Raw genomic sequence first — 20,273 nt, forward strand, 5'->3', positions numbered from 1 at the left:
AAGGCTCTTTTTCGTTTCGTCAACAAGATTTTTTCGCTTTCGCTTAAAACTTGCTGACGCCACAGCCGCTGGTTTCCGCCGCGGCCCCCGTTCGCAAACGAGAGGCCGAATCATAGGTGAGCTTCGTCCTTGTGACAAGCATTTGGTGAGGTCTTTTTGGCGGCTCACTTACGGGTCGAGTTCACAAGGGCGTCCACCGGAACCGCCGCGGCCATCGCGGCATAGCCGGCATCGCTGGGATGGATGTGGTCGCCGCTGTCGAAAGCGCGTTGCAAGCGGTCCGGCTGGACCCGGTCCCTCAGCGCCGCGTCGAAATCCACGACGCCATCGAAAGCGTGACTGGTGCGGATCCACTGGTTGACGGCTAGACGGATGCTCTCCCGCTCCGGCGGCAATGACGCCGGCGTCAACGTTGCGCCAAACACCTTCACGCCGGCGTGCCGCGCGGCGGAGATCACCCGCTGGTAGCCGGCAATCAGATCGGCGGCAGTGACCGAGGTATGCGGAAAGTCGCAATCGAGACCGCTACGGACCGGCATCGCCGCGAAGTTGATGTCGTTGATGCCGATCAACAGGATCGCCGTCTTGACGCCGGGCCGCCGGAGAACGTCGCGTTCGAAGCGGCTCGCGAGCGCATCGCCGTAGCATGGGGAATCGCTCAACAGTCGATTGCCGCTGATGCCGAGATTGACGATCGCGGTCGTACGATCGCCGGAGCCGGCTAGCCGCCGGGCCAGCGCGTCCGGCCAACGACGATTCTGGTTCAAGCTGGAACGCATGCCGTCGGTGATCGAATCGCCGATCGCCGCAACCGCCGCCGATGAAGAAGCCGCCTCCACCGATAACCCGGTCACCCAGACATACTGTGTAAACCGGCCGCGAAAAGCTTCCGCGGAGGCGTCCGCTGCATGGTTGCCCGGCGTGGAAACATAGTTGACTTGGTTCGAAACGCGGTGCCATGCCGCAATCCGCTGTTCCGGTCCCATAAAAGCGCTGATTGCGTACGGCGCGCCTTCTGCGACATCCATCGCAACCGGGTCGCTGTCCAACTCCGCGCCGGCCGGAATGCTGACGGCGCTCTTGCCGCCAAAAGTCACGCGTGCCGCGCCGTCACCGGCCGCGGCGCCGCCGCCCGTCGAACGCGCGATCCGCAAGTCTTCAATGACAAGCGGCACTTTGCCGTATTCGTTGCTCAGGTGGACGCGAACAGATTTTCCGGACAGCGTCGGATAGACGATCTGCCGCACGGTGCGCCCGGCCACTTCCGGCGCACGGTACAACGGCGGCAAGTCGGACCGCTGCGGGATGGGTTGCAGCGCCGTCGCCCAGGCGGCGACCCAGTACGGAGGGGCGTCGGCAGCGAAAACCGCTGGGGAAATAGAAAATTGGACAAGCAGCGCCGTGCCACATGCGGCAGCGAGAGAGCGAATGGTCATTCGGGTAATGGGTTCGAGGCCAAACGCGCATTGTGCCCGATCACAACATCAACAGCCGGTGGCCGCGACCGGCCGCCCCTGCCCAAATCAGGCCGCCTGCGCGCCAGTCATATTCAACGCAAGCGCTTCAGCGACCTCGATCCCGTCGATGGCTGCCGAATAGATGCCGCCGGCGTATCCCGCACCCTCGCCCGCCGGATACAACCCTTCGACGTTCATGCTCTGATAGTCATCCCGGCGACGCACGCGAATCGGCGACGACGTTCGCGTTTCCACCCCAGTGAGCACCGCGTCATGCATCGCAAACCCCGCGATTTTCTTGTCCATCTGCGGCAGCGCTTCGCGAATTGCCTCGATCACGTAATCGGGCAGCGCGGTGCTGAGGTCGGTCGGATGCACACCGGGCTTGTAGGACGGCACGACCGAACCCAGCGACGTGGACGGCCGCCCGGCAATAAAGTCACCAACCAGCTGGCCTGGCGCCATATAGTTGGCACCGCCCAGTTCGAACGCCCGCTCTTCCCATTTACGCTGGAAAGCGATGCCGGCGAGCGGACCGCCCGGATAGTCGTCCGGTGTAATGCCGACCACAATCCCCGCATTGGCATTGCGCTCTGCCCGGGAATACTGGCTCATCCCATTGGTGACTACGCGCCCGGGCTCCGAAGTCGCCGCCACCACGGTGCCGCCCGGACACATGCAGAAGCTATAAACCGCGCGTCCGTTGCTGCAGTGATGCACCACCTTATAGTCGGCGGCGCCAAGCTGTTTATGACCGGCAAATTTGCCGAAACGGCTACGATCGATCAAACCCTGCGGATGCTCGATCCGGAAGCCGAGCGAAAACGGCTTCGCCTCGAGATAGACGCCGCGGTCATGCAGCATCTGGAAGGTGTCGCGCGCGCTGTGACCGACCGCCAGCACGACATGATCGCAGCGCAACGTCTCGCCGGTCGACAGCTTCAATCCGCGCACCTTACCCCCGTCGATGTCGATATCCTCGACGCGGGTCTCGAACCGCACCTCGCCGCCCAGCTCGTAAATGGTCGCGCGCATCTTTTCGACCATGCTGACCAGCCGGAACGTGCCGATATGCGGCCGGCTCAGATACAGAATGTCCTCCGGCGCGCCGGCACGGACGAATTCGTCGAGCACCTTGCGGCCGTAGTGCTTCGGGTCCTTGATCTGGCTATATAGCTTGCCGTCCGAGAACGTGCCGGCGCCACCCTCGCCGAACTGCACGTTCGACTCCGGATTTAGCACCGACTTGCGCCACAGCCCGAAAGTGTCTTTGGTGCGCTCGCGCACGGCCTTACCGCGCTCCAGGATGATCGGCCGGAAGCCCATCTGCGCGAGGATCAAGCCGGCGAACAGCCCACACGGACCCATGCCGATCACGACCGGCCGCGGCGTGGCCAATTGCGCGGGCGCCCTGGCGACGAAGCGGTACGTCATGTCAGGCGTCACGCCGCAGTGCGGCACGTCGGCGAGCCGCTTGAGCGCCGCCGCTTCATCCGTTACCTCGACGTCCACGATGTAAGTGAGCTTGATGTCGGCGCGTTTGCGCGCGTCGTGCGCGCGGCGAAACACGGTGTATCGGATAAGCCCGTCCCCGGCCACACCGAGTTCCGCGAGGCGCGCGCGGACGGCGGCTTCGAGGGCGCTGTCGGGATGATCGAGCGGGAGTTTGATTTCGCTTAGACGTAACATGAGTACCGGGATGCAGGTGGGCCGCAAATCGCGGCCAATTCGCAATTTTATAGGTTAAGCGTCAGCAAGGGGCGCAGACGCCGACGAATCCGCCGTCGCAACGACCCGGAAGCAGCCCCGTCTAGCCCCTATCGACGCGATCGACCACGGTCAAAAAATTTATTAACCGACCGGTCGGTTGGTTTATACTACGCAAACCCAGACAACTTCCGCAGAGAGCGTCCCCATGTACACGCAATCCCTGGATATTCCCGGCAATGTCGCCCCGCTCGATGCGGACGCAAGTTCGCCCGCACAGGCACAGTTCCATGCGGTGATGGCCGCCGACGGCAAGATCGAGGCTCAGGACTGGATGCCTGACGCGTACCGCAAGACGCTGGTGCGGCAAATTTCGCAGCACGCGCATTCGGAAATCGTCGGCATGTTGCCGGAGGGCAACTGGATCACGCGCGCACCGAGCCTGAAACGCAAAGCGATTCTGCTCGCCAAAGTTCAGGACGAAGCCGGTCACGGCCTCTATCTGTATAGCGCTGCCGAAACGCTCGGCGTGTCGCGCGATCAACTGATCGCCGCACTGCATTCCGGCAAGGCCAAATATTCGAGCATCTTCAATTACCCGACGCCCACGTGGGCCGACGTCGGCGTGATCGGCTGGCTGGTCGACGGCGCAGCGATCATGAACCAGATCCCGCTGTGCCGTTGCACCTACGGCCCGTATGCCCGCGCGATGATCCGTATCTGCAAGGAAGAGTCGTTTCACCAGCGCCAGGGTTTCGACGCGCTGATGTCGATGATGTCCGGCACCGAAGCGCAGCGTGAGCTGGTCCAGCAAGCGGTGAATCGCTGGTGGTGGCCGGTGCTGATGATGTTCGGCCCGAGCGACAAGGACTCGATCCATAGCAGTCAGTCGTCGAAATGGGGCATCAAGCGCATTTCCAACGACGACCTGCGCCAGAAATTCGTCGACGCCACCGTCGACCAGGCCAAGGTTCTCGGCGTCACGCTGCCCGATCCCGACCTCAAATGGAACGAGGCGCGCGGCCACTACGACTACGGCGACATCGACTGGGAAGAATTCTGGCGTGTCGTAAACGGCGACGGCCCCTGCAATCGCGAACGCCTCGCCACCCGAGTCAAAGCACATAACGAGGGCGCCTGGGTACGCGAAGCTGCGCTCGCCCACGCCGAAAAGCAGCGCCAGCGCGCACAACAGCACGCCGCCTGACCACCAGGGCGCGCCAGGAAGAAACAGCACCCGTCTTTCATGGGACCGGAGTAAGCGCTATAGCGCTAACTCCGGTCGACCGCAAGGATTGCATGGGACCGGAGTAAGCGCTAAAGCGCTAACTCCGGTCGACCGCAAGGATTGCATGGGACCGGAGTAAGCGCTAAAGCGCTAACTCCGGTCGACACAGGAGATCAGCAATGAACAAGGAATGGCCGATTTGGGAAGTCTTCGTGCGCAGCAAGCAGGGACTCGACCATAAACACTGCGGCAGTCTGCACGCCGCCGACGCGCCGATGGCGCTGCGCATGGCGCGCGACGTCTACACGCGCCGCCAGGAAGGCGTGAGCATCTGGGTGGTGCCGTCGTCGGCAATCACGGCGTCCGCTCCGGAGGACAAGGCCGAACTGTTCGAACCGGCCGGCGACAAGATCTACCGCCATCCGACGTTCTACACGCTCCCCGACGAAGTCAACCACATGTAAGCGCGGCCATGGACATCACCCCCCAACATCTCCAATACGTGCTGCGCCTCGCGGATACCGCGCTGATCCTCGGTCAGCGTAATACGGAGTGGTGCGGCCACGGCCCGATCCTCGAAGAGGACATCGCATTGTCGAACATGAGCCTCGATCTGATCGGCCAGGCGCGCCTGCTGTACACGCACGCCGCGTCGCTCGAACAGCAGCTCACCGGCAGGAGCCGTACAGAAGACGACTACGCGTACTTTCGCGCCGAACGCGAGTTCGCCAACTACACGCTGGCCGAGTTGCCGCATTTCGGGCCGCTGTGCGGCACCGCGCAAGCCGAGAAGGATTACGCGGTCACGATCGTGCGCAATTTTCTGTACTCGACGTTGATGGCGCATCTCTGGACCGCGCTGACGACATCCACCGACGAGCAACTGGCGGCCATCGCGTCGAAGTCGATCAAGGAAACCAGCTATCACGTGCATCACGCGCGCGAGTGGCTGATCCGTTTCGGCGACGGGACCGAGGAATCGCACCCCCGCGCACAAGACGCGCTGAACTACCTGCTGCCATACACGCGCGAGTTTTTCAGCACGGACAGCGTGGAAGAGACGATCGCCGCGGCCGGCATTGGTCCACGCACGTCCGATCTGGAGGCGGCATGGCTCGACGACGTGCGCGCCACGCTCGACGAAGCCACGCTGACGCTGCCCGAAGCGGTCAAGCACATCACGACCGGCAAACACGGCGAACATTCCGAGCACATGGGCTTCGTGCTGGCTGAAATGCAGAGCCTCGCACGCCAGCATCCCGGCGCCAACTGGTAATCCGACGATGACGACTTCGACTGCCACACACACGACCGACGCCGCGCTTGAACACGCATGGGCTGTACTCGAAACGGTGCCCGACCCGGAGATCCCGGTGGTGTCGATCCGTGAGCTCGGGATTCTGCGCGACGTGCGTCGCGCCGCCGACGGCACGCTCGAAGTCGTGATCACGCCGACCTATTCCGGTTGTCCCGCGATGTCGCAGATTGCCGAGGATGTCGCGCACGCGCTCGACGTGGCGGAACTCAAGCCGTATCGGATCGCCACCGTGCTCGCACCGGCGTGGACCACAGACTGGATGACCGCCGAGGCCCGCGAGAAGCTGCGTGCCTACGGCATCGCGCCGCCGACGGGCAGTTGCGGTTCGGCAGGGCCGTCGCAGGAAAAAGTGCTGCGCTTCATGCCGCGGGCGCTGCCGGCGCCGTCCTGTCCCCGTTGCGGCTCCGCGCATACCGAGCGTGTCGCGCAATTCGGCTCGACCGCCTGCAAGGCCTTGTACCGCTGTCTCGATTGCCACGAACCCTTCGACTACTTCAAACCATACTGATATGGCCACCCCGCAATTTCACCCGCTGCGTATCCGCGAAGTGCGGCCCGAAACCGCCGACGCGGTCTCGGTCGCCTTTGAAGTCCCGGTCGAGCTGCGCGACCAGTATCGCTTCACGCAAGGCCAGTTCGTCACGCTGAAGACGCACATCGACGGCGAGGAAACGCGCCGCTCATATTCGATCTGCGTCGGCGTCACGGACTACGATCGCGACGGCGAACTGCGCATCGGCATCAAGCGCGTGCGTGGCGGGCGCTTCTCGAATTTCGCGTTCGACACGCTGCAGCCCGGCCACACGATCGACGTGATGACGCCGGACGGTCGCTTTTTCACCCATCTGAACGCCGAGCAAGGTCAGCAGTACCTTGCGTTTTCGGGCGGCTCGGGCATCACGCCCGTGCTGGCGATCATCAAGACGACGCTCGAGGTCGAGCCGCGCAGCACCTTCACGCTCGTGTACGGCAACCGTAGTGTCGATCAGATCATGTTCGCGGAAGAGCTCGAAGATCTGAAGAACCGCTTCATGAACCGCTTCGTGCTCTATCACGTGCTCTCCGACGATCTGCAGGACGTCGAGCTATTCAACGGAGTGCTCGATCAGCAAAAGTGCGCGGCCTTCATCGACAACCTGTTGCCCGCCGACGCGATCGACGAAGCCTTCATCTGTGGCCCGGGCCCGATGATGGACGCCGCCGAAGCCGCATTGAAGGCCGCCGGCGTGCCGCCCGAAAAAGTGCACGTGGAGCGCTTCGGCTCGCCGTTGCCGCAAGCGGGCGTGCCGCCGGTCGAGATCACGGAAGACACGCCGGCCGCGGACCTCGAAATCGTGCTCGACGGAAAACGGCGCAAGCTGCGTCTGCCGTATCAGGGCGTGAGCGTGCTCGATGTGGGCCTGCGAGCCGGCCTCGCGCTGCCCTACGCGTGCAAGGGCGGCGTTTGCTGCACCTGCCGTGCGAAGGTGCTCGAAGGCGAAGTGAAGATGGAAAAGAACTACACGCTCGAAGAACACGAAATTCGCGACGGTTTCGTGTTGACGTGCCAATGCCATCCGCTCAGCGACCGCGTGGTGGTGAGCTACGACGAACGCTGAGCCGCCCGCGCCGGTTGTCCTGGCGTCACACTGGCAACGCTTTCGGCGGCATCGCGATCCGCTTACACTAGGGGCCGCTCGCGATCGGAATTCGGTTCCGGTCGCCGAGCGGCCCCTTTTGTCATTGCACTGCAAGCCACCGCCAATGAGCACGATTCACCTTACTAACGGCGATGTCGCCGCCGAGTCATTGCGCGCCGCGCTCCACGCTGCGGGCCGCGACGATGACGTGTATGCGCTGCGCGACGATCTGGCGGTCGGCCCTTTACGCGGCATCGACGAGGTGGCGGACGTGCGCGCGGACTTCTGGGATCGCGTCAGCACGGATACCCGGCGTGATTTCCAGCGGGAATTCCGCGACCAGGCAACGGCGCTCGACAATATCGGACGCGGCGAATCGAATCTGGTGGTCTGGCACGCAGAAAGCGCAGCCGATCAATTGATGCTGCGCCGCGTGTGCTACCACCTGCGCAACAGCCCGCAGCGCCTGAACGAGGTCCGCCTGTCGATTCGCGACCTCACCGATCCGGGCGCATGGGCGCACAGCCGGCGGGATCGCGCGACGTCGGTCGGCATGTTTGCGCCTGCGGTGTTGCAGGCGCATTTGCCGGACGCCGCGCCGATTTCCGTGCTGCGCATCAGCCGGCTGGCGCTCGAATGGCAGGAAGTCAAACAGGCGAACGGCGAGACGCGGCGCTGGCGCGACAACACTTTCACGAGCGGCAGTTTTGCCGAACTGGACGCGCAGCTTCTCGAACACGCGACCGAACACTGGCAGCCCGCGGCGCGCGTCGCCGCCGAGTTGACGGCCGCCGAACTCGGGTTTCTGGTCAGCGACATCGTGTTGCTATGGCGTCTGCGCGAAATGGCCGCGAGCCGGCGCATCAGATTACGCGGCGACGTCAGCGCATGGCGCACGTTGGAGCTGTGCGCGGCGCTTGCGCCCTGCGCAAACTAATAACACTACAAAACGACGACTATGGCCCGCACTCGAGCCCCCGACCACGAAACTCAACGCGAGCAGATTCTCGAACTGGCGGCGGCAAAATTCGCCCAGACCAGCTATCCCAGCACTTCGATGGCCGATCTGGCCGCCGCGAGCGGCACGTCGAAAGCACGCCTGTACCACTACTACGCGAGCAAGGAAGCGATCCTGTTCGACTTGCTGGACCGCTACACGAAACGGCTGATGCTGATCATCGCCGAAGTGGAAGGCGCGAGTCAGCGGCGCGGCCTCAGCGAGCGGGAGACCTTCGCCGAGCTGATCCGGGCCTTTCTGTCCGAGTATGAAACGTCCCATAGCCGGCACGTCGCGCTGTTGAACGACGTCAAATATCTGGTCGACACCCAGCGGGAAGTAATCCTGAACCGCCAGCGCGATGTCGTCGCGGCTTTCGCGCGACAGCTGTCGCGCGCTTATCCGGAGCGCGCGACCCGCGAAAATCAGACGGCTCTCACCATGATGGTGTTCGGCATGATCAACTGGACGTTCACCTGGCTCAAGCCGGACGGTCGGATGGGTTACCGCGAATTCGCCGAACAGGTGGTCGGCATGGTGGAACATGGGCTAAGGCCGGTGCGCTCAAATGACGCAGAGCAACAATAGAATGCCCCGCCGCGTTGGCGTTTACTGACATAGAGCGCCACATCGAGAACGTTCGTTCAATTTTTATTATTGTTAAAAATCAATTAATTAAAAACAGGGCGTGAAGGTTTTAGGCATTCTCTTCAAATTTTGATACGGGTTTTCCCTAGTGATCGATTGCGGTTTCCGTTAAAATCGCTTTTGCGGTGCAGCACGCCGCTCGACTAAAAGGAGAACCCGACCATGAACCTGATGCACCCACACGCCGCCCGGCCGATCGTCCCGCACGATGGCTTGTCGCAGCCAACTGGTCACGCACCAGCTCTGGTCCGTGAACTCACCGTTGTCGACCGTGAACGGTTGTTGACCCACTTCCTCGCGCTCGACGAAAACGACCGCCTGCTGCGCTTCGGCCAGGTCGTGCCGAACCACGTGATCGAAAACTACGTCCGGGCGATCGACTTCAAGCGCGACACAGTTTTCGGCGTGTTCGGCTACAACCTGGAACTCACCGGCGTCGGCCACCTTGCCTATCTGCCTGCTGAAGGCGACAAGCGCACGGCCGAATTCGGCGTGTCGGTGCTGGAAAGTGTTCGCGGCCAGGGTATCGGCTCGAAGCTCTTCGAGCGCGCCGCGATCCGCAGCCGCAACACGCACGTCACGATGCTTTACATGCACTGCCTGTCGCGCAACTCGACGATGATGCATATCGCGAAGAAGGCCGGCATGAAGATCGAATACGCGTATGGCGAAGCCGACGCTTATCTGACGCTCCCGCCGGCGGACCAATCGAGCATCATTGCTGAGATGCTGCAAGAGCAGGCCGCCGTATTCGACTATGCGCTCAAGCGCCAGGCGCGCCAGGCGTCGAAGTTGTTCGAATCATTCATGCCAACGGCCGTTGCAGCCTGAAAGAAACGCTACGGGGAAATGATGAAGGGCAGCCATGAGGCTGCCCTTTTTCTTTGCTCCCTGCCCGCCCCCGCGCCGGTGCTCACACGATCGGCAACGCGGTCGTCTCCTTGATCTTTTCCAGCGAGAAACTGGTTTTCACGTCGATCACCGACGGATGGTGCAGCAACTGATCCTGCATGAAGCGCGAAAAGTGAGCCATGTCCTCCACCTGGACGCGCAGCAGGTAGTCCATCTCGCCGGTCATCGCGTGGCACGCGACCACCTCCGGCCAGGTCTGAACCGCCGCGCGAAACAGATCTGCGTGCGTGGCTTCGCCCGAACGTGGACTGAGCGCCCAACCGCCCCCCTTCTCCAGCCGCACATTGACATAGGCGAGCAGGTCGAGTCCGAGCCGCTTAGCATCGAGCAGCGCGACATAGCCGCGAATCACGCCGCTTTCTTCCAGCCGACGAATCCGCCGTAGGCACGGACTCGGCGACAGATTGATACGCTCGGCGATCTCCTGATTGGAGAGCCGTCCATTCTCCTGAAGGATTGCCAGAATGCGCCTGTCGATCGCGTCAATCTCTGCATTCGCCATCTTCTGCCGTCCGTTGTGAAATTTGAGCTAGAAAACAGCGCAATCGTATCGGTACGCGATTAAATTCGCAAGTTTTCGGCGCAGGCCGGACTTTAAACTTTGCGTCATCAAGCCGCACCTAATCGCCATCCCGCTCGCGCTATCGCCCGCGCACAACAGGAGACACATATGCAGGTTTCAACTTGGGAAAACCCGGTCGGCACCGACGGCTTCGAATTCATCGAATACACCGCACCGGACCCGAAAGCGCTTGGCAAGCTGTTCGAACAGATGGGCTTCACCGCTGTCGCGCGGCATCGTCATAAAAACGTGACGCTGTATCGCCAGGGCGAGATCAACTTCATCGTCAACGGGGAACAGGATTCCTTCGCGCAACGCTTCGCGCGTTTGCACGGTCCGTCGATCTGCGCGATCGCGTTCCGCGTCCAGGACGCGGCCAAGGCCTACAAGCAGGCGTTGGAAAAAGGCGCGTGGGGCTTCGACAACAAGACCGGCCCGATGGAACTGAACATCCCGGCGATCAAGGGCATCGGCGATTCGCTGATCTACTTCGTCGACCGCTGGCGCGGCAAGAACGGCGCCGAGCCGAGCAGCATCGGCAACATCGACATTTACGATGTCGACTTCGAACCCATTGCGGGCGCGAACCCGAACCCGGTCGGCCACGGTCTGACTTACATCGACCACCTGACGCACAACGTCCATCGCGGCCGCATGCAGGAATGGGCGGAGTTCTACGAGCGCCTGTTCAACTTCCGCGAGGTGCGTTACTTCGATATCGAGGGCAAGGTGACGGGCGTGAAGTCGAAGGCCATGACCTCGCCATGCGGAAAGATCCGCATTCCCATCAACGAAGAAGGCTCGGAGACCGCCGGCCAGATTCAGGAATATCTGGACGCGTATCACGGCGAAGGGATTCAGCACATCGCGCTCGGCACTCAGGACATCTATCGCACGGTGGACGGTTTGCGCGCGGCGAACATTTCGCTGCTCGACACGATCGACACTTACTACGAACTGGTCGACCGCCGCGTGCCGAATCACGCTGAGCCGCTCGAAGAACTGCGCAAGCGCAAGATTCTGATCGACGGCGCGCCGGACGACCTGTTGCTGCAGATCTTCACCGAAAACCAGATCGGTCCGATCTTCTTCGAGATCATTCAGCGCAAGGGCAACCAGGGCTTCGGCGAGGGCAACTTCAAGGCGCTGTTCGAATCGATTGAACTGGATCAGATTCGCCGCGGCGTGGTGCAGGACAAAGTCTGACGAGAAGCGGCCGCCGGTTGCGCGGAAACTTGGCGCCATGAAACCAAAATGAAAAAGGCGAGGATCGCAAGATCCTCGCCCTTTTCATTGACGCCGTTGCCTCGAATAGAACCAACGACCGGTTATCAACCGACGTACCGCCTCAGCGGCACATCACGAATTCTGGCTTTCCTCGTCCGACTTGGTGGCACGCGAGACGCGCTCCATGGCAATGCGTGCGGGCGCGACCTGCGCTGTCCGGGTAACGGCGTTGGAGAAGGCCCCTGGGCTGCCCGGGTCCGAGCGCACCGGCGCGCTCATGGCGAAAAATGCGGCAGAGACCATCAGGAAAGTCTGGATGTTTCTGGTGTTCATGCGTACTCCTTTTCTAACTGCCCTGTTGTCGTGAAGCTCCGCCGAATGCGGAGCGTTGCGTAGACATTGCTCACAGGTGCCGGGTTAGACAGGGATTTACCCTACGGTTCCACGAATTTTTAGCTTTTACAGCTTGTTACAGAGCCCTCGTCAGGCAATCCACAAGCCGCACGGCAACCCGCTTCGGTTTGCGCGCAAAGCTGCCGCAGCCCAACCTTTTCAACGCACTGCGGCGGGTTTCCACCAGTGCTACCATCACTTAAAACACGTCAATATGACGGCCCCGGCCCAACGCATTCACAAGATGCTACGGCCCAACAAAGTTTTGGCGATCCCAAACTGAGTGGAGGAGTACACATAATGAATGCCCCGCTAGACGCAGGTCAGCGAGCCTCGCTTGAAGCCGCGTTGTCTTCCGTCACGCTCGACGACAAATACACGCTCGAACGCGGCCGCGCGTACATGAGCGGCATCCAGGCGCTGGTGCGTCTGCCTATGCTGCAACAGGAACGCGACCAGGCCGCCGGGCTCAATACCGCCGGCTTCATCTCCGGCTACCGTGGATCGCCACTCGGCGGACTCGACCAGTCGCTGTGGAAGGCTAAGAAGCATCTCGCCGCGCATCAGGTCGTATTCCAGCCCGGCGTCAACGAAGACCTCGCGGCCACCGCCGTGTGGGGTTCGCAACAGGTCAATCTGTATCCCAGCGCCAAATACGACGGCGTGTTCTCGATGTGGTACGGCAAAGGCCCTGGCGTCGACCGTTCCGGCGACGTCTTCAAGCACGGCAACTCGGCCGGTTCGTCGCGGAACGGCGGCGTTCTCGTGCTCGCCGGCGATGACCACGCAGCCAAATCCTCGACGCTCGCCCATCAGTCGGAGCACATCTTTAAGGCGTGCGGCTTGCCGGTCCTGTTCCCGTCGAACGTGCAGGAATATCTCGACTTCGGTTTGCATGGCTGGGCGATGAGCCGCTATTCCGGCCTATGGGTAGCAATGAAGTGCGTGACCGACGTGGTCGAGTCGTCTGCTTCGGTGGACATCGATCCGCACCGCACGCAGATCATCCTGCCGGAAGACTTCGCGATGCCCGAAGGCGGCCTGAATATCCGCTGGCCCGATCCGCCGCTGGTGCAGGAAGCGCGTCTGCTCGACTACAAGTGGTACGCCGCCCTTGCCTACGTGCGCGCCAACAAACTCGACCGCGTCGAAATCGATTCGCCGCATGCGCGCTTCGGCATCATGACCGGCGGCAAAGCCTATCTCGACGTGCGTCAGGCGTTGACCGACCTCGGTCTCGACGACGAAACCTGTGCGCGCATCGGCATCCGGCTGTACAAGGTCGGCTGTGTATGGCCGCTCGAAGCGCAAGGCGCTCAGGCCTTCGCGCGCGGTCTCGACGAAATTCTGGTGGTCGAGGAAAAACGCCAGATTCTCGAATACGCGATCAAGGAAGAGTTGTACAACTGGCCCGACGCGCAGCGTCCGCGCGTGTTCGGCAAGTTCGACGAGAAGGACGGCGCAGGCGGCGAATGGTCGGTGCCGATGGGCAACTGGCTGCTGCCGGCGCACTACGAACTCTCGCCGGCGATCATCGCCAAGGCAATCGCGACGCGGCTCGACAAGTTCGATCTCCCGTCGGACGTGCGCGCCCGCATCGCGATGCGCATCGCCGTGATCGAAGCGAAGGAAAAGGCGCTCGCGCGCCCGCGCGTGGAAGCCGAGCGCAAGCCGTGGTTCTGCTCGGGCTGCCCGCACAACACGTCGACCAATGTGCCGGAAGGCTCGCGCGCGATGGCCGGCATCGGCTGCCATTACATGACGGTGTGGATGGACCGCAGCACCAGCACCTTCAGCCAGATGGGCGGCGAAGGGGTCGCGTGGATCGGCCAGGCGCCGTTCACCAATGACAAGCATGTGTTCGCCAATCTCGGCGACGGCACCTACTTCCATTCGGGGCTGCTGGCGATTCGCGCGGCGATCGCCTCGAAGGCGAACATCACCTACAAGCTGCTCTACAACGACGCGGTCGCGATGACGGGCGGTCAACCGGTCGACGGCGTGCTGACGGTGCCGCAGATCACGCATCAGTTGGCCGCCGAAGGTGCGTCGAAAATCGTGATCGTCACCGACGAGCCGGAGAAGTATTCGGCCAACGTCGGCCTCGCGCCGGGCATCGACATCCATCATCGAGACAAGCTCGACGAGGTGCAGCGCCAACTGCGCGAAATCTCCGGCACCACGATCCTGATCTACGACCAGACCTGCGCGACCGAGAAGCGCCGTCGCAGGAAACGCGGCACGTATCCGGACCCGGCGCGGCGCATCGTCATCAACGAGGCCGTGTGTGAAGGCTGCGGCGATTGCTCGGTGAAGTCGAACTGCCTGTCGGTCGAGCCGCTCGACACCGAGTACGGCACCAAACGCCAGATCAATCAGTCGACCTGCAACAAGGATTATTCGTGCGTGAACGGCTTCTGTCCGAGCTTCGTCTCCGTTGAAGGCGGCCAGTTGCGCAAGCCGAAGGCGGCCTCGGGCGTCGCAGGCGACGCGATGCCGCCGGTGCCGGAACCGGATCTGCCGCCAATCGACCGTCCGTATGGCGTGCTGGTCACGGGTGTCGGCGGCACGGGCGTCGTGACGATCGGCGCGCTGCTCGGCATGGCCGCGCATCTGGAGAACAAGGGCGTCACCGTGCTCGACGTCACCGGCCTCGCGCAAAAAGGCGGCGCCGTGATGAGCCACGTGCAGATCGCGACGCATCCGGCCGACATCCACGCGACCCGCATCGCGATGGGCGAAGCGAGCCTCGTGATCGGCTGCGATGCGATCGTCACCGCGAGCGACGAATGCGTGTCGCGGATGCAGGCGGGCCGCACGCGAGTGGTGCTGAACAGTGCGCATACGCCGACTGCCGAGCTCATCAAGAATCCGAACTGGCGCTTTCCGGGCAGCAGCACGGAAGCCGACGTGCGCGCCGGCGCGGGCGACGAGAACGTCGATACGGTCGACGCGAATCACTTCGCGGTCGCGCTGCTCGGCGACGCGATCTACACGAATCCGTTCGTGCTCGGTTACGCATGGCAGCGCGGCTGGGTGCCGTTGACGTATCAGTCGCTGATGCGCGCGATCGAGTTGAACGACGTGCAGATCGAGAAGAACCGCGCGGCATTCGAATGGGGCCGCCGCGCCGCGCACGATCTGGCTGCGGTGCGCAAGCTCGCGCAGGCTCCGGGACGAGGCGCCGCAGCGGATACGGCGGGCAGCAAGATCATCGCGCTGCACACGCCAAAGGCGCTCGACACGCTGATCGACAAACGTGCCGACTACCTCGCCGCGTGGCAAAACCGCGCGTATGCCGAGCGTTACCGCGCACTGGTGTCGCAAGTCCGCGCAGCGGAATCGGCGCTCGATTCGATCGACGGCCAGTTGCCGTTGACCGAAGCAGTCGCGAAGAACCTGCACAAGCTGATGGCGTACAAGGACGAGTACGAAGTCGCCCGGCTGTATAGCGACCCAGCGTTCGTCGAAAAGCTGAAGGGAAGTTTCGAAGGGGACTGGAAGCTGCACATCCACCTCGCGCCGCCGACGTTCTCGAAAAAGGACGCTCAGGGCCATCTGGTGAAAAAGAAGTACGGCCCCTGGGTTTTCAGCGCGATGCAGGTGCTCGCCAGATTCAAGTTCCTGCGCGGCACGGCGTTCGACGTCTTTGGCAAGACCGAGGAGCGTCGTACGGAACGCGCATTGATCGTCGAGTATGAAGCGCTGGTGCGCGAACTGATCGGCGGGCTGAGCGCGCAAAACCGTGAGCTGGCGCTAGAACTGGCGAATCTGCCGGACGGCATCCGCGGTTATGGGCACGTGAAGGAAAACAACCTGAAGGGCGTGCGGATCAAGTGGAACGAGTTGCTGACGCGCTGGCGTTCGCCAGAGGCGGGCAAGACGCAACACGCGGCGTAAAAAGCGCTGTGAAACGGCAAAGCGGCTGTCCTCTCACGGACAGCCGCTTTTTTTCCAGCTATAAAAAAACGCCACGGAATCACTTCCGTGGCGTTCTCTCGTTGGCTGACGGCGCACGCGTTGAGGCAGCGCCGCGTCAACCTCAACCCATCCGCACTACTTCGCGTTCGCGTGCTTGCGTGCGTTTGCCGAAGCCACTGCCGTCATATTGATGATCCGGCGCACGGTCGCTGCCGGCGTCAGGATGTGCACCGGCTTTTCCGCACCCAGCAGGAACGGACCCACCGTCACGCCTTCGCCGCCGACCATCTTCAGCAGGTTGTACGCGATGTTCGCCGCTTCGACATTCGGCATGATCAGCAGGTTCGCTTCACCGGTGAGCGTCGTGCCCGGGAACGCAGCTTTGCGGACGACTTCCGACAATGCCGCGTCGCCGTGCATTTCACCATCGATCTCGAGCGCCGGCGCACGTTCGGTAATCAGCTTGCGAGCCGCGGCCATCCGTTGCGACGAGGACGACGGCGCGCTGCCGAAGTTCGAATTCGACAGCAGCGCGACCTTCGGCGTGATACCGAACTTCTCGATTTCGCGCGCAGCCAGCATCGTCATGTCGGAGAGCTGTTCGGCGGTCGGCGTTTCATTCACGTAGGTGTCGCAGATGAACAGATTGCGGCCCGGCAGCATCAGCAGGTTCATCGCGGCGAAGGTCTCCACGTTGTCCGCCTTGCCAAGTACCTGTTCGATGAAGTCCAGATGCATGTGGTACTGGCCGATCATCCCGCAGATCATGCCGTCCGCGTCGCCGAGATGCACGAGGATCGCGCCGATCAGCGTATTGAACTTGCGCATCGCGGCCTTCGCGACGTCGGGCGTCACGCCCTGGCGCGCGCCGAGTTCGTGATATGCCTGCCAGCTCTTCTGATAGCGCGGATCGTCTTCCGGATTGACGATCTCGACGTCCTCGCCGCACTTGAGCTTCGAGCCCATCTTCTTCAGACGCATCTCGATCACCGACGGACGGCCGACCAGAATCGGCCTGGCGATCTTTTCCAGCAGCACGAATTGCGCGGCGCGCAGCACGCGCTCGTCTTCACCTTCGGCGAACACGATGCGCGCCGGCTCCGACTTCGCCGCGGCGAACACTGGACGCATCACCATGCCGGTGCGATACACCGTGGTGCCGAGTTCTTCGCGGTACGCGTCCATGTCTTTGATCGGACGGGTCGCGACGCCCGAGTCCATCGCCGCCTGGGCTACAGCCGGCGCGATCTTGATGATCAGGCGCGGATCGAACGGCTTCGGAATCAGGTATTCCGGACCGAATTCCAGCGAGTGGCCTTCGTAGGCTTTCGCGACTTCATCGCCCTGATCCGTTTCTTCGGCCAGTTCGGCAATCGCGCGCACGCACGCGAGCTTCATTTCTTCGGTGATCGTGGTCGCGCCGACATCCAGCGCGCCGCGGAAGATGAACGGGAAGCACAGCACGTTGTTGACCTGGTTCGGGTAGTCCGAACGGCCGGTCGCGATGATGCAGTCCGGGCGAACCTTGCGCGCTTCTTCCGGGCGGATTTCCGGCTCCGGATTCGCCAGCGCGAGAATCAGCGGCTGGGTGCCCATTTCAGCGACCATTTCCGGCTTCAGCACGCCAGCGCTCGAGCAGCCGAGGAATACATCGGCGCCGCGAATCGCGTCAGCGAGCGTGCGCGCTTCGGTGTTCGCCGCGTAGCGTTCCTTCGACGGATCGAGGTTGCCCCGGCCTTCGTAGATCACGCCCTTGGAATCGGTGACGAGAATGTTCTGCTTCGACAGACCCAGGTTCACCAGCAGATCCAGACACGCAATGGCAGCCGCGCCCGCGCCCGAACACACCAGCTTCACTTCATCGAGCTTCTTGCCGACCACTTTGAGGCCGTTCAGGATCGCCGCCGACGCGATGATCGCAGTGCCGTGCTGATCGTCGTGGAAAACGGGAATCTTCATGCGCTCGCGCAGCTTCTTCTCGATGTAGAAGCACTCGGGCGCCTTGATGTCTTCGAGATTGATGCCGCCCAGCGTGGGCTCGAGCATCGCGATGGCTTCGACCAGCTTGTCCGGATCGGATTCGGACAGTTCGATGTCGAACACGTCGATGCCGGCGAACTTCTTGAACAGACAACCCTTGCCTTCCATCACCGGCTTCGCCGCGAGCGGGCCGATGTTGCCTAGGCCCAGCACGGCCGTGCCGTTCGTGATGACGCCGACCAGGTTGCCGCGCGAGGTGTACTTCTGCGCGTCGAGCGGTTCGTCGTAGATCGCCATACAGGCTGCGGCGACACCCGGCGAATACGCGAGCGACAGATCGAGCTGATTCGATAGCGGCTTGGTGGGCGTAACCGAAATCTTGCCGGGTTTCGGATTCTGGTGGTATGCGAGAGCGCTTTGCTTAAGTTGTTCGTCCATTTTTTGGCCTGCGAGACGTAAGTAATTGGGCCCGGCACACCGCACAGCTATGTTCGCCTGCCTCGGTCGAATGAAGCACCGGCCGACGCGGTTTTGCGCATACACCGGTTGGGGCGCGGCGTTGAATCGCGACGGCAAGCAGGACGATGCGATGACAATGCGGAGTGCTTCGCGGGCCGGTTAGTGTACACCCCGCATGCGTCGATGCACTGAGTGGTTAACAGGACTCGCCATCGGCGAAACAGGAGCCTGCGTTGTTGCATTGCGGCATCGCAAGCGGCGTTGTGCCGTTTGTCATACGCGAGTCACGCGCAAGCGATAGGCCAGGTTTGCGCGCTCATTGGAGCTCGGCGCCGCGGCGTTCAGGGATGAGAAACAGTGTCGCGAAAATGTCGAGCAGATAGATCGACGCGAGCAGCGCGAGCGCAGCGCCGAACGAATAGCGCGCGGCCAAAGCGCCGACCGCCACTGGCCCGAAACCGCCGACCGCCCGGCCGACATTGAACAGCACGTTCTGCGCGGTGGCGCGCGCATGGGTCGGATACAGCTCGGAGATCAGTGCCCCGTACCCGCCGATCATCCCGTTGACGAACACGCCCATCGCCGCGCCGCCGATCAGCAGCGCCGTCGGCGTGCTCAGGTGTGCGTAGACGAATACCATCACCACCGCGCCGGCCTGGTAGAACAGAAAAGCCGGCTTGCGGCCGAAGCGGTCGGCGGCGATGCCGAACAGCCAGATGCCGCAGGTCATGCCGAGAATCGTCGCCGCGGTCCACACGCCGGATTGGGTCAGCGAATAGCCGAAGGTTTGCGACAGATAGCTCGGCAGCCAGATCATCAGGCCGTAATAGCCGAAGTTCTGCACCGAGCAGAGAATCGCCACGCCGATGCTCGCGCGCGTGGTGCGGCCGTCAGCCACCAGCAATCTGAATGGCAGCTTGCGCATACCGCGCGTCACGCGTTCGTTGAACAGCGCAGGCTCCTCGACGCGGCGCCGCACGAAAAACGACACGACCGCGGGCAGCAATCCGAGCGCGAACATGCCGCGCCAGCCGATCACCGGCAACAACAGCGGCGTCAGCAATGCGGCGGCCAGCACCCCGAGCTGCCAGCCGAGCCCGACATACGACGACGCGCGCGCCCGCTGCGACGCCGGCCACGCCTCAGCCACCAGCGTCATGCCGATGCCGAATTCGCCGCCCAGTCCGATGCCGGCGATGGTCCGATAGATCAGCAGGTCCGTGTAGCCCTGCGCCAGCGCGCACAGCCCGGTGAACACGGCGAAGATCAGGATCGTCCAGGTCAGCATCCGTACGCGCCCGAGATAGTCGCTCAGCACGCCGAAAATCACACCACCGGCGACCGCGCCGATCAGCGTCCACGTGACGAGCGAGCCTGCTTGCGTCGAACTCAGATGCAGGTCGGCGGCGATGACCGGCAGCATGAAACCGAGAATCAGCAGATCGAAGCCGTCCATCGCGTAGCCGAGCACCGACGCGAGCAACGCGCGGCCCGCGTAGCCATTTTTGGCGGATGCACGGGTGTCGGTGGCGGGAGAAGCGGCGGTCATTGAAAGCATTCCGTAGGTGAGTTGGGCGGGCAGCGGGCGGCGGCGCCCGGAGAAATTCGCGTGAGTGTAAAGGCGCCCCTGGCTCCTCACAAGCCAGCCAAAAGTGCGTCACGCTGCCTGCCCGAGCCCCGCACCGGCGCGGCCCAGGAAACCCGTCCAGCGCGGCCGCTATGCCCGCCATTCGCGATAGCCGCGCACGACAGCCTCGTCCGAAGGGTCGGTTTCGGGTAAAATATCGGCCTACGCGCGCAGCAAAAACCGGCCTTTGTCCACTAAACGGCGCCACTGACCGGCAG

General features: G+C 62.7%; 16 protein-coding genes. 10 read left to right on the top strand and 6 right to left on the bottom strand.

The features are described from left to right. Positions 1-164: 164 nt before the first annotated feature. Positions 165-1,436, bottom strand: coding sequence for an SGNH/GDSL hydrolase family protein (locus tag PQR02_RS30610; RefSeq protein WP_408240473.1), 1,272 nt, complete (start codon positions 1,434-1,436; stop codon positions 165-167). A gap of 87 nt (positions 1,437-1,523) precedes the next feature. After that, on the bottom strand, positions 1,524-3,146 hold the full coding sequence (locus tag PQR02_RS30615; RefSeq protein ID WP_408240476.1) for an NAD(P)/FAD-dependent oxidoreductase: 1,623 nt from the start codon (positions 3,144-3,146) through the stop codon (positions 1,524-1,526). Between the two features lie 226 nt (positions 3,147-3,372). On the opposite strand from PQR02_RS30615, the gene paaA reads away from it, so the two are divergent. The 8 genes from paaA (at position 3,373) to PQR02_RS30655 (ending at position 9,805) form a co-directional block, all read left to right on the top strand. After that, positions 3,373-4,371, top strand: a complete 999-nt coding sequence (gene paaA, locus PQR02_RS30620) for a 1,2-phenylacetyl-CoA epoxidase subunit PaaA (protein ID WP_408240479.1) — start codon at positions 3,373-3,375, stop codon at positions 4,369-4,371. A 200-nt stretch (positions 4,372-4,571) separates the two neighbouring features. Next, positions 4,572-4,856 carry a 1,2-phenylacetyl-CoA epoxidase subunit PaaB gene (paaB, locus tag PQR02_RS30625; protein WP_007179854.1) on the top strand — a complete coding sequence of 95 codons (285 nt, stop codon included), beginning with the start codon at positions 4,572-4,574 and terminating at the stop codon, positions 4,854-4,856. An 8-nt stretch (positions 4,857-4,864) separates the two neighbouring features. After that, a complete protein-coding gene (gene paaC / locus PQR02_RS30630) occupies positions 4,865-5,668 on the top strand; it encodes a 1,2-phenylacetyl-CoA epoxidase subunit PaaC (protein ID WP_408240482.1) in 804 nt (267 codons plus the stop codon). A 7-nt stretch (positions 5,669-5,675) separates the two neighbouring features. Beyond that, a complete protein-coding gene (paaD, locus tag PQR02_RS30635) occupies positions 5,676-6,218 on the top strand; it encodes a 1,2-phenylacetyl-CoA epoxidase subunit PaaD (RefSeq protein WP_408240485.1) in 543 nt (180 codons plus the stop codon). A gap of 1 nt (position 6,219) precedes the next feature. Then, entirely contained in the window at positions 6,220-7,308 is a 1,089-nt protein-coding gene (gene paaE, locus PQR02_RS30640) for a 1,2-phenylacetyl-CoA epoxidase subunit PaaE (protein WP_408240488.1), read from the top strand. Positions 7,309-7,453: 145 nt separating this feature from the next. Continuing rightward, positions 7,454-8,266 carry a DUF1835 domain-containing protein gene (locus PQR02_RS30645; protein ID WP_408240491.1) on the top strand — a complete coding sequence of 271 codons (813 nt, stop codon included), beginning with the start codon at positions 7,454-7,456 and terminating at the stop codon, positions 8,264-8,266. 21 nt (positions 8,267-8,287) lie between these two features. Beyond that, a complete protein-coding gene (locus PQR02_RS30650; RefSeq protein ID WP_408240494.1) occupies positions 8,288-8,914 on the top strand; it encodes a TetR/AcrR family transcriptional regulator in 627 nt (208 codons plus the stop codon). Between the two features lie 222 nt (positions 8,915-9,136). Continuing rightward, a complete protein-coding gene (locus tag PQR02_RS30655; RefSeq protein WP_408240497.1) occupies positions 9,137-9,805 on the top strand; it encodes a GNAT family N-acetyltransferase in 669 nt (222 codons plus the stop codon). 82 nt (positions 9,806-9,887) lie between these two features. Here PQR02_RS30655 and PQR02_RS30660 read toward each other — a convergent pair whose 3' ends face one another. Continuing rightward, on the bottom strand, positions 9,888-10,388 hold the full coding sequence (locus tag PQR02_RS30660; RefSeq protein WP_408240500.1) for an Lrp/AsnC family transcriptional regulator: 501 nt from the start codon (positions 10,386-10,388) through the stop codon (positions 9,888-9,890). Between the two features lie 168 nt (positions 10,389-10,556). Here PQR02_RS30660 and hppD point away from each other — a divergent pair, with 168 nt between their 5' ends. After that, entirely contained in the window at positions 10,557-11,654 is a 1,098-nt protein-coding gene (gene hppD / locus PQR02_RS30665) for a 4-hydroxyphenylpyruvate dioxygenase (protein WP_408240503.1), read from the top strand. Between the two features lie 153 nt (positions 11,655-11,807). Here hppD and PQR02_RS30670 read toward each other — a convergent pair whose 3' ends face one another. Continuing rightward, positions 11,808-12,008: a hypothetical protein gene (locus PQR02_RS30670; protein WP_408240506.1), complete on the bottom strand. Its 201-nt coding sequence runs from the start codon at positions 12,006-12,008 to the stop codon at positions 11,808-11,810. Between the two features lie 360 nt (positions 12,009-12,368). On the opposite strand from PQR02_RS30670, the gene PQR02_RS30675 reads away from it, so the two are divergent. Beyond that, positions 12,369-15,968, top strand: coding sequence for an indolepyruvate ferredoxin oxidoreductase family protein (locus PQR02_RS30675; RefSeq protein ID WP_408240509.1), 3,600 nt, complete (start codon positions 12,369-12,371; stop codon positions 15,966-15,968). A gap of 156 nt (positions 15,969-16,124) precedes the next feature. Here PQR02_RS30675 and PQR02_RS30680 read toward each other — a convergent pair whose 3' ends face one another. Both PQR02_RS30680 and PQR02_RS30685 read right to left on the bottom strand, forming a co-directional pair. Then, a complete protein-coding gene (locus PQR02_RS30680) occupies positions 16,125-18,407 on the bottom strand; it encodes an NADP-dependent malic enzyme (RefSeq protein ID WP_408240512.1) in 2,283 nt (760 codons plus the stop codon). 337 nt (positions 18,408-18,744) lie between these two features. Next, positions 18,745-19,977 (bottom strand): MFS transporter, encoded by a 1,233-nt coding sequence (locus PQR02_RS30685; protein WP_408240515.1) that lies wholly within the window; start codon positions 19,975-19,977, stop codon positions 18,745-18,747. Between the last annotated feature and the right edge of the window lie 296 nt (positions 19,978-20,273).

This window comes from Paraburkholderia sediminicola, assembly GCF_046026895.1.
GTDB classification, from domain to species: domain Bacteria; phylum Pseudomonadota; class Gammaproteobacteria; order Burkholderiales; family Burkholderiaceae; genus Paraburkholderia; species Paraburkholderia sediminicola_C.